Origin of the sequence: Pigmentibacter ruber (genome assembly GCF_009792895.1) — a bacterium.
Classification (GTDB): Bacteria; Bdellovibrionota_B; Oligoflexia; order Silvanigrellales; family Silvanigrellaceae; genus Silvanigrella; species Silvanigrella rubra.
In genome coordinates, this window is sequence record NZ_WSSC01000003.1 from 539299 (window position 1) to 556618 (window position 17320).

Consider the following 17320-nt stretch of genomic DNA (forward strand, 5'->3'; position numbering starts at 1 on the left):
AAGGACCAGTTTTTAAGAAAGGCTTAGACCAATGAAAGATTTTTCTTTGCAATTAGCAAATACAAGTCGGAGCAGTTATTTGAATTTTGCTGATAGCATAAAAACTGCAATTAGAACGGGAGTTTTAAAATCTGGTGAGAAGCTACCTGCAACTAGAACTTTTTCAAAAATGCTTGGCATACATAAAAATACTATACTAGCAGGTTTTGAAGAGTTGCAAGTAGAAGGATGGATATATTCAAAACAAAGAAAAGGGTATTGGGTTTCTGATACATTACCAGATTGTTTTTTTAAAGCTAAGAAATTAAAAGAAGAGATTAAATATTCACAAAATCATTTTCCTGAGCTAATTTGGAATTTAAATCAAGTCCCTAGTGTTAATTTAAATTTAGGTAATAAAAATAAAATTAAATATCATTTTAAAGGTGCAGGTCCTGACATTAGAGAATTCCCTGTAAATGATTTTCGATCTTATTTAAATGAAAGTATTAAAAGAGCTGGTTCTCGTTTATTTAGCTATGATTCACCAAAAGGGTATGATCCTTTTCTTGAACAAGTTAGCATATATTTACGAAGAGTAAGAGGTTTTATTCCACAAGAACTAGTTGTTACTCATGGAGCGCAAGAAGCTCTTTTTATCATTGCACAAACTCTTTTAAAGTTTGGCGACTGTGTGGGCGTAGAAGAATTAGGGTATCAGTCTGCCTTTGCAGCATTTAAACATTTAGGAGCAAATTTAATTCCAATTCAGTTAGATGAAAATGGAATTATTCCTGAACATTTAGAAGAGCAAGTAAAAAAATATAAGATTAAATTACTCTATCTTACTCCTTTGCATCAATACCCAACAACTGTTACTTTAACAATTGAAAGAAGATTAAAAATTTATGAAATTGCAGTAAAAAATAATTTTAAAATTATTGAAGATGATTATGATCATGAATTTCATTATAAAACTCAACCTTTACCACCAATGGCGGCTCATGATCCTGCTGGTATTGTGCTTTATGTGACAACATTTTCAAAAATTTTTTCTCCTTCTGCGAGAATAGGAATTTTAGCAATTCCAGCGTTTCTTCTTACACATGTTTTAAAAGTTAAAAAAATTATTAGTTATCAAAATGATTTGTTGTTGCAAGATGCGTTGTGGCGATGGATGCGTGCTGGAGGTTTTGAAAAGCATTTACGTCGTATGCGTAAAATTTACCAAGAAAGAAGAGATGCACTAAACTCTAATTTGTTACTTTTGCAAGAGAAACAACCTTCTTTGTCTTGGAGAATTCCTAATGGAGGAATGGCAATTTGGGTTAATTTAGGTATTTCTAGTTATGAATTTTCTAAAAAAGCTTTGCGTAAAGGTATTTTAATTGGGCACGAAAATGAATACACAAGTCAGGAAAATAGTAATAGTAATTATGGAAAGCATATTCGACTTTTTTTCGCAAATTCAAATTTGATAGAAATAAAAGAAGGAATGCAGATACTAAGAGAGCTTTTTTAATTTATTTAAAATTATCTACTGGTATTTTAAGAGATTTATGGTGACAAGGAGTGGACTTGAACCACCGACCTGAGGATTATGAGACCTCCGCTCTAACCAGCTGAGCTACCCTGCCACAATCGTGAATGAAGCAAATATTATGATATCGTTTAAAAGTCAAGCAAGGGCTTTGAGGATTTACAACTTTTACCCTTTGATTGAGAATCTGAAACAAGTGAATTATTCAGTAGCCTCTTCAGTATTTTTCTTAGTCTTTTTAACTACTTTTGCTTTATTTCCTGCCTTTTTTGGAGCTTTTTTAGGGGTAGTGGAGGTATCTTCTCCTAGCAATGCTTTTCTAGAAACAAATTTAAATTCAAAATTTCCATTTTCTTTTAAATGTAAAGCTGCTGCAAACGGGCGACCTTTTTTAGACTTAAAATCGACAATAGGAGGTGTTGACCCTGTAATAATAAATGACTTGTAGTCATCCAAAGTCATTTCTTTTCCACACAATATACGTGGCATTCTTGAAATCAGTTTTTTTACTTTTTTAGGTTTTGCAGGCTTTTTAGGAGCGGCTTTTTTACGTGTTTTCTTTGGTGGACTTTCAGGTTCTTGAGCGTTATCTGTAGATTCTGGCTTTAACGTTTGATCAATTGTACCAAATTCACACATGTATGCCGTTTCTGTTACTTTTATAGTTCCAGGTTTTTTTAGGAACGTTTCAGGTAGAAATTCCTCATGTAATACAACCACATCATAACCAGTTAAGGACTCTTTTGGAGTGCCATCTTGTTCACAGAAAATAATCCCTTTAACTGGAGAAATAGTTAGATATTCTTCATGAAATGAAGTCCCGGTAGAATTACTAAATTCAAAAGGTCCAGCAATTTTGTTTGATAAAACTTCTTCAACCAAACTTCTATCAATATAACGATGATTTTTTTCTTTCCAAATAATAAAGTTACATTCATTCTCTTCTTTTTCTTTTGTATTGACAGCTAAGTTACATTTGTAACCCCAGAAGCCTTCAAAAACTTTACCATTTTTACAAACTGGACACTTTCCTAAGGTGGGATCATTTTTATAAATGGCATCGTATTCAAAAGTTCTTGTTTTTTCTACTACAGATGAAGTAAAATCAAACATTTCTTGCATAAACTCAGATCTTTTTTTCAAACCTTTTTCCATTTTGCGCAGATCGTATTCAATTTCACCTGTTAACTCTACTTTTGAGAGCATATCAATTGGAATGCGACTTAGAACATCAACAAGACGAATTCCCTTGGAAGTAGCTCTTAAAGACTTTCCTGTTCTATTAACATATTCTTTAATAATTAAATTCTCGATAACTTCTGCTCGAGTAGCAGGTGTACCAATGCCTTTGTCTTTTAAAACTTCAGCAATTTCTTCATCAGCAATGGATTTTCCGCAATGTTCCATTAATGAAAGCAATTTTGCTTCAGTTAAACGTGCTGGTGGTTTTGTTGCATTCTGCAATGGAGAAATTTCTTCTGTTTGAACAGGCGTAATTGCTTCTGGATTTTTTTCATTTAATTTAGGTAATTTACTTTCTTCTTCAGTATCCAAACCATAAACTTCTCTCCAACCTGGTTCTTGTAAATCTTGAACGCGGGTTCGAAAATGTTGTTCTCCAACTTTAGTAATTCTTTCAACTTTTGCCCAAATAGCATGGGTCATAAAGGCTGCAAGGAAGCGTTTTAAAACTAAATTGTAGATACGTGCGTCATCACCGTCTAATTTTTCAGTTGGTAATTGTCCAGTTGGAATTATAGCAAAGTGATCGGAAACAAACTTATTATTAAAAATTCTATCTTTATTTAATAAACCTGTTTTTATAATTGTTTTGCAAGCTTTTGTAAACTCAGTCGGAACAGCTGAAAATTCTTTGATGACGTTTGTTACGTTTTCTAAATAATCTTCAGGGAGATAACGAGAATCAGTTCTTGGATAAGTTAACAATTTATGTTTTTCATACAATCGCTGAGCCGCCTGTAATGTTCGTGAAGCAGACATTCCTAATTTTCTATTGGCTTCACGTTGTAGTAATGTAAGGTCAAATAATTGCGGCGCTATTTCTTTGGATTCTTTTCTAACTTCTGAAGCTGTTGCTTGTTTTTTATGTTTCTCAAAATCTTTTAAGATTTCGTTTAATTTATCCTGTGAAAAGATTCTGTCTTCTTTTTCTACGTAATGAATAAGATCGTCTTCATCTAAATTTGGTTTTTTAAAATGTGGGTCAAACCACGCTCCGGAATATTCGTGTGTAGATGTAGAAAATCGACCTTCCAAAGTAAAATACGGTTGAGGGCGATGTTTAAGATGATCTAATTCTCTTTTAGCAATCAGAGCTAATGTTGGGGTTTGCACTCTTCCAACTGACCAAACACCTTTTGTATTTCTAGATTTCAAGCGTTTAGTCACAGCTCTTGTGGCATTCATTCCAATAAGCCAATCACTTTCGGCTCTACAACGGGCTGCGTCACCAAGATTATCATATTCATTCCCACGCTTCATGACTTTAAAACCATTCCTAATAGCTTCAGGAGTCATACTTTGTAGCCATAATCTTTTTGAAGGTTTATTTTGTTCGCAAAAATCATATATTTCGCGAAAAATAAGTTCCCCTTCTCTCCCAGCATCACAAGCATTTATAAGTCCAACAACTTCGCTTTTTTTTGCTAGACTTTTAATGTGTTGAAGGCGTTCAGTTTGCCCTTTCTTAGGTTTATATTGAAATTCACTTGGTAAGATTGGTAAATCTTGTAACAACCAACGTTTATACTTTGGATCTAGTTCTTCTGGTTCGAGCAATTCTAATAAATGCCCAACAGCCCAGGTGATATAGTATTGTTGCGATTCATAATGGTCGCTTTTTTTTTCAAATCCACCTAATGCTTTAGCAAGATCTCCAGCTACTGATGGTTTTTCAGTAATTACGAGCCATTTGGAAGCTTTTTCCATAATTCACCTTAAATTCATAGATTACAAAGTTGCGCTTACCTTGGACTGATTTGTTGCAAGATGTTCTGTCCAAGATCAACTATATCTTTTTGTTCCGATTTTATTAAATTACGAGCTGTGTTAAGTAAAGCAGATTCGTAATCAAGTTTCGGAATCGTTAGCAAAACCCATACTATATAAAATCTTTCTGGGCCGTTGTCAGTATCTCGTTGACGATATTCCCAATAGATTTCTTTGGGATTAGCTGGTTGAGAACGGATTGTAAGTCTATTCTCATTAATTTTTTGAGCCAATTCAGACAAATTTGATTCGTGCTTTTTCGAGTTTTGTTTAGATAGAGTATTTAATTTAGTTAACAAATCTACTTGTATTTTTTGCATAATTAAATAAGAGGTTTGCAGTGTAGCTGCAGCTTGCGCTTGCTTTAATCCTAAAAAAAGATTGTAAATATCGGTTTTTTTATAAACTAAAAAAATGTTATCTTTTGAAGTAAAGTTTTTTTCAGTTCCAGAAATCCATGCTGGTGTTTCTTTATTACTTTTTTCTAAAATAACATCCTGATTTGGAAAACTAACACAGCTGTTGAATAAAAAGAGAATACTAAGGATCGTTGCTTTGAAATAAAGTATTTTTATTTTTTTCATAAACAAGATCTCCTAGCATAACGACTTATTCAGATAATTAAAATAAAAGTAGATTATTAATAATATTCTAAGCAAATCTTTTTGCGAGTTCAACTATATCTGCACAATTAATAGGCAATTTTTGCGTATCTACTGGATAAGCAATGCTATTCCCTTTTTCTAAAATAGAATCACCTTTCCAGTTTTGAATAGCGAAACCGGCTTCTGGAAGTATGACATGAAAAGGAGCAACATCCCAAATTTCAACCTTTGGATCGATAAAAACTTTTACAGAACCATTCAGTAAAAGATAATAACCTAATGCATCAGGATATGTACGACTTTTATACTTCTCACTATACAGTTCTTGAATAAATTCTTTTTTATTTTCTGTGTAAAATCTGTATGGATCAGCTGTTGCTATTAATTCTATTAGTGGGTTTCCAACTAATTTACATCGAGAATAGGGGGAATCATTAATAAAAACACCAGATCCTTTCATTGCACTCATAGTAATATTGAGAGCTGGTAAGGCAGCAAAGCCTATGAATGGTTTTCCTCCTTTTAACACTGCAATCAATGAAGAATAAAAGGGAACATTATGTACAAAACTAAAAGTGCCATCAATTGGGTCAAGTATCCAAGTGTAAGCGTCTTTATCACTATTTATTGAACCACCTTGTTCTTCTCCTAGAATTGTATGATCTGGATAATGCTCTAAAATTATTTTTCGCAATTCCATTTCAATACTTTTATCTGCTTCAGTGACCCAAGTCTTATCGTTTTTCAACGTTTGTGGATCAACTCCATGTTTGAACTCAAGACACATTTTTGAAGCAATTTGAGAACATTTCTTAGCGGTTGCAAAAATCTTGTTGTCAGAGTCCATCATTTAAATCCTCAAGATTGTTATTGCCGAACAACTTTTACAGTATTAGTGTATCTGTATTAAAAACGCAAAAGGGTGTTTTTTTCTTTGGAGCTTTTTATGTCTTCTGAAACCATTTATGATGAGTTAAGATTCTTACAAACAAACCGTTCCTTTTTAGGAAGAGAGTTTTTAACTTGGCTTTGGTTTAAAACAGAAACTCAAAATCATAAATTGAATATTGGTAATTTTGGTTCATTTCATTTGTATATTGATGATAAAATTGTTTTGAGTAGTTCAAATGGATCAGTCCGTGAAAACAGTTTAAAAGGAGGAACACCTGCCTATGCATTTGAAGCAGGAAGTGCTCTTGGTACGGGAAAGTTGGTGCATGAAGCAAAATTTATTTTACAGGATTCTCAACGCCAATGGAGTTTTTCTTTAGTGGGAGAGGATCTGTCACTACGCAATATTCGTTTACCCGTTATTTCTGAAGCTGACTCACAAGCTCATATCACTCAAAGAGTTTTATCTATTCAATTATTAGCAAATATTATCGATGAATTATTTAAGCAATTTATGGAAATTAGAATTTCTAAAAAACTTGAATCGGAATTATTTGAAATAAGAAACTGGGTCGAAAATAAGGTAACTATATAAAAGTAAGCTTTCAATAAATAAAAAAAGCTGGTCCAAAACCAGCTTTTTTTATGAAATGAATAAAATTATTTAGCAGGCGCTTCAGCAGGAGCTGCAGGTGCTTCAGCAGGAGCTGCAGGCGCTTCAGCAGGAGCTGCAGGTGCTTGAGCAGTAGCGTCAGCAGCAGGCGCTGCAGGAGCGTTTGCATCAGCAGGAGCTGCCGCAGGAGCATTTGCATCAGCAGGAGCCGCCGCAGGAGCAGTTGCATCTGCTGCAGGAGCTGCTTCTTTGGAACCACAAGTGCTTGTACAGCCTGAAAGTAAAACAGCTGAAATTGCAAAAAGAGGAAGGGACTTAAGTGCCATGATAATTCTCCAATTTATATAAAGGAAAAAAGTTAAAACTAAAAAAAAGCTGCCACCAACTCCAGTTTAATTAAAGAACCTAATAAGAGTTTTGGCCAACCTGGTAACTATAACGAATTATATTGTGATATGTAAATAGTCAAGTCCATTTTTTAAATTCATAAGGGTATGAAACTATGTCGATCAATATAAAAACAGAAAAGATACTTCAAATTCTTTCGCAAAATAAGCAAAAATGGCTTCATCTTTCTCTTCAGCATAAAATTATTTATTTAGAACAAATTCAAGATAATTTATTAATAAATGCAAAACAGTGGGCAGAAAACTGCTGTAAAGCTAAAGAAGGCAATTTAGATTCCAACATAATTGGTCAAGAATTATTAGCAGGGCCTGCTATTGTCATGCGGCAAATAAAGTATTATTTAAAAGCCCTAAAATATAATGGCAAACCACCCTTATTAAGTGTTAAATCAAAAGATAAAGAGCAAATATCTGTAAAAGTTATGCCTGAAAACTTAAAAGAAAAAATTCTTTGGAAAGGATTTTCTGCAGAAGTTTGGTTAGAAAAGAATAAGCCTCTTCTACAGGGAGAATCTATAAAAAAAGGAAACAAGTTAGGTGAATTGAGTTTAATTTTAGGTGCTGGAAATGTCTCAAGTATTGCTCCATTAGATATTCTATATAAATTATTTTTTGAAGGAAATATTTGTATCGTTAAATTAAATCCAGTAAATGAATACTTATTTGAAGTTTTTAATAAAGTATTTGCTAATCTTATAAAAGATGGATTTTTAGCCTTTACAAAAGGAGGTGAAGAGTTAGGAGAATTTTTGTGTAATCACTCCCTTGTTGATAATATACACATCACTGGTTCGCATGTGACGCACGATAAAATTGTTTGGGGAAGTGGAACAGCAGAGGAAATTCAAAAAAAGAAATTGTCTCATCAAGTTAAATGTAATAAAAAAATAACATCAGAATTAGGATGTGTTACCCCGTTTATTATAGTCCCCGGAGTTTGGACAGATGATGAATTAATTTATCATGCAAAACAAATAGCAAGTGCTGTAACAAATAATGCAAGTTTTAATTGTAATGCAGCTAAGCTTCTGGTCACATGTCAAGGTTGGCAACAAAGAGATCTTTTTCTTAAATACTTGAAAGACGAATTTAGCAAGGCTAAAGCGAGGAAAGCTTATTATCCCGGAGCTTGGCAGAGATATACTTCATTCCTACAACATTATCCTCAAGCAGAAATTATTGGAGAAAATAATCCTAACTGTATACCGTGGACATTTATTCCAAATATTTCGAATCATGATTTTGCTTTAAATCATGAGGCATTTTGTGGAATTTTATGTGAAACTTCTCTTCCAGCAAGGAATATTCCTGAATTTATGCAAAAATCTGTTGAATTTTGTAACGAAAAAGTTTGGGGTACTTTAAGTTGTACAATTATTATTGATTCATTAACTGAAAAAATATTTGAATCAGAATTAAACTGTGCTTTGCAAAATTTACAATATGGAGCAATAGCTGTTAACTGTTGGTCTGCTCTAGTTTATGCACTTTGCTCTACCACATGGGGGGCATTTCCAAATAGTACCATTGAAAATATAAAATCGGGAATTGGTGTTGTCCATAATGGCTACTTTTTAGAAAATGTTGAAAAATCAATAGTAAGAGCTCCTTTTAAAATAAATCCAACTCCCCCATGGTTTCATGACAATAAAAATACTGAAAAAATTGGATACGCTTTACTTGATTACGAATATAATGAAAGTTTTTTGAATTTTTCAAAACTTATACTGGCGGCTTTCAAAGGATGAAGATAATCTTGCTTAAAGATGGAAAATAGCATAAAGCTATGTTCTTCAAGAGCATGTTAAGTTCATTTTGGGGGTGAACTGGTTTCGACGGAAAGAGTTGAGTGAAAGGAGCATGCAGGGGTTGGTTACAGCGCCTCTTCAAAACGTTGTGGCAGCCAGAAGTGGCAAAAATACTAACTTAGCTCTCGCTGCCTAATTAAGCACAGAGCCAGTGACTTGGGTGTGGCAGCACGTGCATCTTTGTTCGCTGTTAATTTACGTGCGGGTTATTTCTAACTTCTGTTCGTAGTTAGTTTAACCTATTAATCGAGCTGGCTTATGCAGTAGGGTGTCTTTCCTCGGCTGTTAAGTAAGATTTAAAGAAAGAAGAAGCATGTGGTCGCCAATTGCGATGCCTGTCCGGACCCGGGTTCGATCCCCGGCACCTCCACCATTAAATCCTGCTTTTAGCGGGATTTTTTATTTTATTAACTTATCTATTTCCTTATTTATTTTTTCTATAATTTTATTCCCAACAATTTTAGAACACATCAGATAGCGTTTTTCCCCGTTGGGGACATCGGCTAAATCCTTAATTTTTAATTTTTTATTAAATTCCGGATTAATATTTAATAAATATTCAGCTTCATTTCTTCCAATAAACATAAAATCTGCTTTTTTTGTTAAGATATCTTGAAACATTAAATTATTATCATTTGAAGTAAAAATTACATTAATTGCTTCTTGCTGTTTAGTTTCAGATAAAGATATTTTTTTAAAATTAAAAACTTTTTCATCTATATAAGTTCCGTAACTAAAACCTATTTTTACTAGCAACTTTAGCTCATTTTGCTTTAAAAAATCATCTGTTTTATTAAATTTATTTATAGAATCATCATTATTTCTAATAATTATTACTGTTTTTTTATCTTGAAATAATGGCTTTGAAAAAATAGCAAATTCTTCTCTTTCTTTTGTTTTGAAAGATGATGGAGAACAAACTTTGATTTTATTTTCTTTTATAGATTGAATAGTTCTAATGAGAGGTGCTTTCTTTAGCTCAAAAGGTATTTTTGCATTATTGAATATTTTAACAATTATATGATAAATTTCACCGTCTGAAACATCCCCTCTATTATTATTTGAAATAAAATATGGTGGTCTGATTAAGTATTCAATTTCTATTTTTTCACTTTCATTCGGATAAGCGCTAGGAGAATAAAAAAATAAAATTGCAAAAAATTGAAATAAAATTCTTTTCATTAAAGATTCCTTTTTCTTTTTCTCTTAAAACAAGAATATAATAAAAATTTATATTTCATTATTTAAATTTTAGTTGAGCGTCAAAGTTTGGGGAAAAAAATCATGTCAAAGAAACAGATGAGAACTTTTGAAAAAAGCTAATGTACCTAACTCGTAAGTTCTAAAAGGCTGTAAATAAACAATTTTTATACTTAGAACTAAATATTTAAAAAAAATTTATAGTACCCACTGAAGATTGACTTCTTAGTATAATGATTCTTATTATCAATTAGTTCTGTTTTTTAAAATTTTATATTCTTTTTTGTAGAAAAGTGAGAATCTATGAGTATTTTGCCCGTTATTGAATTAAGTACTGAACTAGAAAAACCTACGCCATTTTTCTTTGGCTATCAAATAGAAGATGTACTCATAAGCAAACTAGGTAATTGTCACTTTGACAAATTATTTTTTCTAACAGAGGAATCGGTTTTTAAACTCTATGGTGAAAAATTATTTGAAAAGCTAAAACAACTATTTCCAAATATAACTTTGAAGCTACTCCTAGCAGGTGAGCAAAATAAATACTTTAAAAATTTGGAAGAATTATGTGAAAATTTAATAGAACAAAATGTTTCAAAAAAATCCATTCTTTTAGCTTTTGGTGGAGGTGGAGTAGGAAATTTGGTAGGACTTACTGCAGGATTACTATTTCGTGGAATTCGTTTTATTGAAATCCCAACGACCTTCACGGGGCAAACTGATAGTACTCTAAGTAACAAACAAGCCGTAAATGGAAAAACTGGCAAAAATCATTTTGGTTTATATCATTCACCTTTATATATTTTTGCTGACACACAGTATTTAATTACTGAACCAAAGCCTGCTAGAAGAGCAGGAATTGTTGAAGGTATAAAAAATGGTTTAATTTCTGATAAAGATTTTTTTACTTATTTGCATAATAATTTATCTTATGATGAGCCAAAAAATATTATTAATACATACGATCTTGCTCTAAAAATAATAAAATCTAAATTAAAAATATTAAGAGAAGATCCTTCTGAAAAAAATTATGGAATAGTACTAGAATATGGCCATACTTTTGGCCACGGTATAGAGTGGTTACTTCAAGGAAAAATGATACATGGAGATGCTGTATCATTTGGAATGAGAATTGCAGCAGAACTTTCATTTGAAATTGGTTTGTTAAAAAGAGAAGAAGTAGATTTACATTATGATATTATTGAAAATAAATTAGGGCATAAAGAAAAACTCCCAAGTGAGATAACTACAGAAAAACTAATAGATGCAATGATCAAGGATAATAAAAAAACTGGTAGAGAACTACGTTTTGTTTTATTAGAAAAGATAGGAAAATGTTTTAATCCAGAAGGTGATTTTTTAGTTACTATTGATATAGGTATCGTTAAAAAAGTTTTGGATAAATTTTTGATGAATAATAAATATTAATATATTTTAATTCAAAAAAATATATAATTTTTAAATATTTTCTGTTTAGAAAAGGCTAATTATGTATACTGTTTTAAATATCACAAAAGATCATGATGCTAATAATAGCAAAATGAGTTCTAATTTAGGACATGAAGAAGTGGACTTTTATCAATCTTGTAAATTAGCTAAAAAATATGGATTTAAAGGAATAAATATCGATCTCGAATATCCAAAATATTCTGCTGCGGACATGAAGTTTTTTTTGAAAGAATTTGAACTAATACCCGCATCTTTCCATTTAACAGTAAAATTTGATGGAACAGAATTACAATTTACAGAATCTTTAAAAAAATTTCAGAAACAAGCCAAAATAGCTGAAGAAATTGGTTGTTCTTTAGCTTTAAAATACCTTCCGCCATTTTCTGAAAAATTAAATTTTGATAACCATTTTCGGTTATATATCCAAAGGTTAAATATCTTAAAGAATATTTTAGCTGATCATAATATCAAAATTGCTTTTGAATTTATCGGACCTGCAGAAACAAGAATAAATTCAAAATTTGATTTTATTCATACAATTGATGGCGTTAGATGTTTAATAAGCGCTTCAGATATATATAATTATGCAGGATTTAAATTAGATATTCATCATTGGCAACATAGTGGTGCATCTTTACTAGATTTGCAGCACTTAGATTTGCAAAGTATTTTATACATTGAATTAAATGATGGATTAGTCGGATATAATAGTTTTTATATGCCCGAGTTTAAAAGAAAATTACCTCTGCAAACTGGAGTAAATGATGTGAAAGGTTTCTTAAGTGTATTAATGCAAAAAGGATATTTGGGTCCAGTTGCAGTTGAACCATGGGATATAGAAATATCTGAACTTCCAATTGAAGAAGCTATTTTCAGAGCAAAAAAATCGCTTGATGATTCATTTGCAATCATTTCTACCTGAAAAAAGGCTATTTTTTTTCAGCCATTCCTTTTAATTTTTTTAATCCTTTTTCAAATTCTCCTCCAACATATTTATCCATATTAATTATACCAAGAGTGCAAATTAATCTTCCTAAAAATGTATTTTTTCCTTCAACAGACCATTCCATTGTGGTCTGATTTTCATTCTTTTTTGTTAACTTAAAAATAGAAATTTGTTCAAAGCTCATTGGTTTTGTATAGGTTATTTTGGTTTTTACTTTTTCATTAAGAATTTGTTCAACTACTTCAGCTTTTCCTTGCCCCATATTGCCATTACTTTCCCAAATTGAAGTAGCACCTACTCCGCTTTCAGGGCCTTGGTAAGTCATTTTTAAATTTGGATCTTGATCTTTCCAAGGCATCCATTCGTCAGCTAATTTTACGCTAGAAATATATGGAAAAACTTTATCTGCTGAAAGATCAATATCAATTTCTCTTTTTATTAGGTAATCACCTGGAATAACTGCGACATAAATTAAAAAGAGACTAATAGATATCAAAATAACTAGAATAATTTTTTTTAACATAACCCATTTTCCTTTAACTGTTGATACTTTGAAAGAGTGTAACCTTTCTTCTATTACTAAAGGAAGTTTTTTTAAGTCAAAAAAATTTTTTTGTTACGTAAATACCTAGAAAAGTTATAACAAGCCCCAAAACTGGACTCACTGTAAAATAAAGAAAAGCTTGTAAAAATTTTCCAGCTGCAATTAACTTATAAGTATCAAGACAATAAGAAGAAAAGGTAGTGAATCCTCCTAAAAAACCAATTATAATTCCTGTTTTAAGCTCAGAACTGAATTGATATTTTTCAAAGGAAAGACTGTAGATAACACCAATTAAGAATGCTCCTAATATATTTATTGTAAGGATATCAATAGGAAACGTGTAGTCAGTATATTTTTGAAATACTTTTCCAATATAATAACGACTAAAGACTCCTAAAAGCCCAAAAATCCCTAAGTAAACACTTAACATACCAGCCTCTTTTTTAATTGAATCAGAATCAATCAATAAATAAACAATAATATCATATATTTAAAAAACATTGCAATTACCGAAAACAATTGTATAATGATTCTTCTATTTTTTTGATAGTTCCTATTTCTAAGTAGAAATTCAAAACTTAGCAGTTTCCCAGGAACATTCTTTAAACAAATATTTTATATATGAGTTCTTTATGAAAATTAAGTATTTTATTGTACAAATTTTTATTTCTATTTTTCTATTGTTAGCATGTAAAACAACAGAAATTAAAAAAGAAGAAAAAAATTATACTTTTGAAAAAACAGATTGGGCTGCTGTTTCTTTTTTAGAAGATCAAAGTAAATATAAAAATTTATTGCTAGCTATTGATTCTAATTTAAAATGGTTGAATAGAAAAAAGAATGATAGTGTTTTTAATTATGGTAATATTTCTTTTAACACAAGTGATTACATTTGTACAACCAACTATTTTCTTGATGAATTAAAAGAAAAAAATAGACTTGATGTGGATTTGGTTAAAAAATACTTTGAGATATATAAGGTAAAAAATAAAGAAAATTATAATGTATTATATACTGGATACTATATACCTTATGCTATAGCGAGCAATGAAAAAACAAATAAATTTAATATTCCAGTTTATAAAACTCCTTCTGACTTAGTTAGCGTTCACTTAGAAGACTTTTATCCTGATCTAAAAGGGAAAGTAATTCGTGGAAGAATAAATAAAAATAGATTATTGCCTTATTGGACAAGAGAAGAAATTATGGAGAAAAAGAAACTCCAAAATAAAGATCTTGAGATTGCTTGGGTTAGTAATAAAACAGATTTATTTTTTATTGAAATTCAAGGCTCAGGTTTGTTAACATTTTCTGATGGGTCAAAAAAATACATTCATTATGCTCAACAAAATGGTAGAGAATATAAGCCAATTGGTTCTTTACTTGTCAAAGAAGGTGCTATAACTAAAGAAAACGTTTCTATGCAAGCTATTAAAAAGTGGCTTAAAGAAAATCCTAAAGAAGAGCAAAGAATCTTAAATTTCAATAAATCTTATGTCTTTTTTAATTTAGAAAATGATGGGCCTTTTGGGAACATCAATGTTAAATTAATTTCTGAAAGAAGTATAGCCGCGGATCAAAGATATTTTCCAGCAGGTTCATTAATGTTACTAGATTTCCCTTATCCTGAATCAACTTCTGGTAAAGATAATACTAATAAGTTTTCACAGTTGGCATTTGTACATGATACAGGAGGCGCTATTAAAGGACCCAGTCGAATAGATGTCTTTTGGGGCGAGGGAGAATTAGCAGGAGAAATTGCCGGAAAAACTAAGCAAAACGGAGAAATTTATCTGCTTGCTCCAAAATTAAAATGTAACACTTTCTATACTGCAAGCAATATTAATTAATTACAGGTTTAATGCCTTGTTTAACAAGTCTTTCTTTCCATCTTATTCTGTTACTTATTAATAAGCTCTTTAACTCATCTAAAGAATAGCTATTATCTTTAGCTAATGATAAGTCATAGTAATGAGAATTTTCTAGATCAATAAAGTTTTGCTTGTAATTAGAATAAAGTATAATATCTTTTGTATATTTATGTTTTCTTAATATTTTAGAAAAATTAATTTTTAAAATATTTCTACTTCCATACATAACATCAGCAATAATGTAATCAAAAAAGTTTAAATTATCTAAATGCTTATCTAAAAATTCATCAGGATCGTTAAAATAATAAGAATTACAATTATTTTCTAAACTTGATTTCCATATATTAATATAAAATTCCTCATCATCAATTACAGCAACATTAACCATTTTTTTTCCTTTATTGTTATGAATTTTTTATAAAAATGTTGAATTCAATTATTCCCTCATTCAAATTGATAATTAAATTACAATTATTTTTTGTAAAAAGAGATTTGATTATTAGAAATTCAAAATCACTGTCATAACTTTTCTTAAAATTTTCAATAATTGATAGAGATTCTTTATCAAGTAATTGAAAAATAATATTAATAAATGTGCTTTTATTATTATTTGTTGATAAGTAAAAATTATATTCGGTAGCTTTAGCTTTTAAGAATGACAGTAATGACTTTATTGCTCTTTCTAAATAAACTTTGTTAACTTTGATAATTGTATTATTACTGTAATTTTTTTTAAAAATTAAGTTTTTTTCTTCACTTAATTTGTCCTGCAAAAAAATATTTAACTCTTCTAAATTAATATCTTGAGTACGAAAATCAATTGTGTTGCAATGAATTAGAAATGAATCACAGAAATCTTCAACTTTTTTTATGCTTTTTTCTACTTCATTACTTATGTTATCGAGTAGTGGTTTTGCTTTTTGTTCTTGAGTTGCTGAGATTAACATTTTGGATAAATTAAGAGGTTTTCTTATGTCATGTGAGAGAAATTTTTTAAATAAATTAATGAGACTCATTTTTTCATTCAAATGCTTATTGATATCATTAATTTTATTTATGTAAAAAAAATATTTAGCAAAATATAATAAGAATAAAATATTGATTAAAAAAATAAAAATGAGTAATATGTTATTTATTAAATTATTATTTAAAAATGAGTTTTGAATTGAATGAGAAAAAATTAAAGTTTTTTCACTTCCTTCAAAATTTTGTACTTTTTGATTAGAAAGAATTAGATTTATTTTTTCATCTTTACTTTTAATTGTTAAAAGAAAGTAAGCAGATATTAGAATATTACAGGTAAGAATAATAGATAAATATAACAAAAATTTTTTTCGCATAAATATGACTTTAACTATTTCTAAAATTACAGATAAAAAACAATCAAGTATCTTTTTGCAATATCTTTAGCGTAAACGCAAAGAATTGATAGATAATACATATATTTTTTACTTTCTGAAGTCAATTTTTAATAAAATAGTTGATTGATGATTAATTATAGTAAATCTATTAAAAAATATTATTTCAAATATATCAATTAATTTTATTTTCTTTTGGTAATCTTTCTGGAATTGTTCGCCTTTTGTGTTAGCTATAAAAAGATTTTTTGAACAAATTTTTATAAAATAACTTGCTTTTGTGAATTTTTAGTTTATTTTCCAACATACTTTGTTAACTTATACCTAGAGGAGGATAACTTGGCAAAAAAAAAATATAGCAATTCAGATTTGTTAAACCAAGAAGTATCTGATTTTGATGCTGATAAAGAGTTTTTTGAACACCAACGTGAAGAAATAAAAAAACAGCTTTCACATTTTCTTATTAATTTTAGAGCAACCAATAGGCTTACTCAAGCTCAAATGGGTATAAAATTAGGCTGTTCCCAGCAGCAATATAAACGGGTAGAAGATGGTGAAGAGGATAGAATAGCAAATGCTATCTCTTATATTAAAAAATTTGCTGATTTGAATGGAAGCAAAAAAATTTCTGACTTTGTAGGATATTTGGTAAATGAGCCGCCTCAGGTTAGAACAAGTAATCTTTCTAATAACGAACAGGTTCTAGTTTCGGCATTTGCACATGTCGATAGAGAAGATAGAAGACTTTTTATTGAAGGTTATTGTCGTGATAATAATGGCTTAAAATTTTCAAAAGTAGTTAAGATTCTTAGTTTGATACCAAATATTAGCAATGAATTTCTTGATATTTTTACTCTTTCATTACTTGAAAATAAAACAAGTCCCGATTTCATTGATTTAGAAGAAAAAAAGCAAATGTTTGAAAAACTTAAGCAAAGACAAAAACGAAGTTATAAAAGGAAAAATTCTGATCTTGTTAAGAACTAAAAATTCTAATTGTTTTATATTATTGGAATAATCTTTAATAAACAAAAAAAACTTCAAATAAATAATTAAAAGAGCCGAATAAACATTGCTTAGGAATGAAGAAACATTCTTAA

The 17320-nt window shown here is 30.0% G+C and carries 16 protein-coding genes, 1 tRNA gene and 1 other RNA gene; 8 read left to right on the forward strand and 10 right to left on the reverse strand.

The annotated features are described in order from the left end of the window. The first annotated feature begins 31 nt into the window (after positions 1 to 31). Positions 32 to 1501, forward strand: coding sequence for a MocR-like pyridoxine biosynthesis transcription factor PdxR (gene pdxR, locus GOY08_RS11315; protein ID WP_158999014.1), 1470 nt, complete (start codon positions 32 to 34; stop codon positions 1499 to 1501). A 38-nt stretch (positions 1502 to 1539) separates the two neighbouring features. Here the strand turns inward: pdxR and GOY08_RS11320 are convergent. The 4 genes from GOY08_RS11320 to GOY08_RS11335 form a co-directional block, all read right to left on the reverse strand. Further along, positions 1540 to 1616 (reverse strand) — tRNA-Met (locus GOY08_RS11320). Between the two features lie 104 nt (positions 1617 to 1720). Next, positions 1721 to 4468 carry a DNA topoisomerase 3 gene (locus tag GOY08_RS11325; RefSeq protein ID WP_158999015.1) on the reverse strand — a complete coding sequence of 916 codons (2748 nt, stop codon included), beginning with the start codon at positions 4466 to 4468 and terminating at the stop codon, positions 1721 to 1723. A 35-nt stretch (positions 4469 to 4503) separates the two neighbouring features. Beyond that, a complete protein-coding gene (locus GOY08_RS11330; RefSeq protein WP_158999016.1) occupies positions 4504 to 5112 on the reverse strand; it encodes a hypothetical protein in 609 nt (202 codons plus the stop codon). Between the two features lie 67 nt (positions 5113 to 5179). Then, positions 5180 to 5983: an inositol monophosphatase family protein gene (locus tag GOY08_RS11335; protein ID WP_158999017.1), complete on the reverse strand. Its 804-nt coding sequence runs from the start codon at positions 5981 to 5983 to the stop codon at positions 5180 to 5182. A 96-nt stretch (positions 5984 to 6079) separates the two neighbouring features. On the opposite strand from GOY08_RS11335, the gene GOY08_RS11340 reads away from it, so the two are divergent. Beyond that, a complete protein-coding gene (locus GOY08_RS11340; protein ID WP_158999018.1) occupies positions 6080 to 6619 on the forward strand; it encodes a hypothetical protein in 540 nt (179 codons plus the stop codon). Positions 6620 to 6684: 65 nt separating this feature from the next. On the opposite strand, the gene GOY08_RS11345 is transcribed toward GOY08_RS11340, so the two are convergent. Beyond that, on the reverse strand, positions 6685 to 6963 hold the full coding sequence (locus tag GOY08_RS11345; protein ID WP_158999019.1) for a hypothetical protein: 279 nt from the start codon (positions 6961 to 6963) through the stop codon (positions 6685 to 6687). Positions 6964 to 7139: 176 nt separating this feature from the next. Between GOY08_RS11345 and GOY08_RS11350 the strand changes: the two genes are divergently transcribed. After that, complete coding sequence (locus GOY08_RS11350; RefSeq protein WP_158999020.1) at positions 7140 to 8792, forward strand: aldehyde dehydrogenase family protein; 1653 nt, start codon at positions 7140 to 7142, stop codon at positions 8790 to 8792. A 69-nt stretch (positions 8793 to 8861) separates the two neighbouring features. After that, positions 8862 to 9225: a transfer-messenger RNA gene (gene ssrA / locus GOY08_RS11355) on the forward strand. Positions 9226 to 9251: 26 nt separating this feature from the next. On the opposite strand, the gene GOY08_RS11360 is transcribed toward ssrA, so the two are convergent. Next, a complete protein-coding gene (locus tag GOY08_RS11360; RefSeq protein ID WP_158999021.1) occupies positions 9252 to 10034 on the reverse strand; it encodes a substrate-binding periplasmic protein in 783 nt (260 codons plus the stop codon). A gap of 321 nt (positions 10035 to 10355) precedes the next feature. Between GOY08_RS11360 and GOY08_RS11365 the strand changes: the two genes are divergently transcribed. Together GOY08_RS11365 and GOY08_RS11370 are read left to right on the forward strand one after the other, a co-directional pair. Further along, the gene (locus tag GOY08_RS11365) at positions 10356 to 11480 is read left to right on the forward strand and encodes a 3-dehydroquinate synthase family protein (RefSeq protein ID WP_158999022.1); all 1125 of its coding nucleotides are present in this window, start codon (positions 10356 to 10358) and stop codon (positions 11478 to 11480) included. A gap of 61 nt (positions 11481 to 11541) precedes the next feature. Then, the gene (locus GOY08_RS11370; protein ID WP_158999023.1) at positions 11542 to 12423 is read left to right on the forward strand and encodes a TIM barrel protein; all 882 of its coding nucleotides are present in this window, start codon (positions 11542 to 11544) and stop codon (positions 12421 to 12423) included. 7 nt (positions 12424 to 12430) lie between these two features. Here GOY08_RS11370 and GOY08_RS11375 read toward each other — a convergent pair whose 3' ends face one another. Beyond that, positions 12431 to 12970 carry an SRPBCC family protein gene (locus GOY08_RS11375; RefSeq protein WP_158999024.1) on the reverse strand — a complete coding sequence of 180 codons (540 nt, stop codon included), beginning with the start codon at positions 12968 to 12970 and terminating at the stop codon, positions 12431 to 12433. A 76-nt stretch (positions 12971 to 13046) separates the two neighbouring features. Beyond that, positions 13047 to 13421, reverse strand: a complete 375-nt coding sequence (crcB, locus tag GOY08_RS11380) for a fluoride efflux transporter CrcB (protein ID WP_158999025.1) — start codon at positions 13419 to 13421, stop codon at positions 13047 to 13049. 202 nt (positions 13422 to 13623) lie between these two features. Between crcB and mltA the strand changes: the two genes are divergently transcribed. Then, positions 13624 to 14841: a murein transglycosylase A gene (mltA, locus tag GOY08_RS11385; RefSeq protein WP_158999026.1), complete on the forward strand. Its 1218-nt coding sequence runs from the start codon at positions 13624 to 13626 to the stop codon at positions 14839 to 14841. Here mltA and GOY08_RS11390 read toward each other — a convergent pair. Beyond that, on the reverse strand, positions 14834 to 15250 hold the full coding sequence (locus tag GOY08_RS11390; RefSeq protein WP_158999027.1) for a hypothetical protein: 417 nt from the start codon (positions 15248 to 15250) through the stop codon (positions 14834 to 14836). The genes mltA and GOY08_RS11390 overlap by 8 nt on opposite strands. A gap of 16 nt (positions 15251 to 15266) precedes the next feature. Continuing rightward, positions 15267 to 16202, reverse strand: coding sequence for a histidine kinase (locus GOY08_RS11395; protein WP_158999028.1), 936 nt, complete (start codon positions 16200 to 16202; stop codon positions 15267 to 15269). A 357-nt stretch (positions 16203 to 16559) separates the two neighbouring features. Here GOY08_RS11395 and GOY08_RS11400 point away from each other — a divergent pair, with 357 nt between their 5' ends. Next, the gene (locus tag GOY08_RS11400; protein WP_158999029.1) at positions 16560 to 17207 is read left to right on the forward strand and encodes a helix-turn-helix domain-containing protein; all 648 of its coding nucleotides are present in this window, start codon (positions 16560 to 16562) and stop codon (positions 17205 to 17207) included. Positions 17208 to 17320 lie beyond the last annotated feature (113 nt).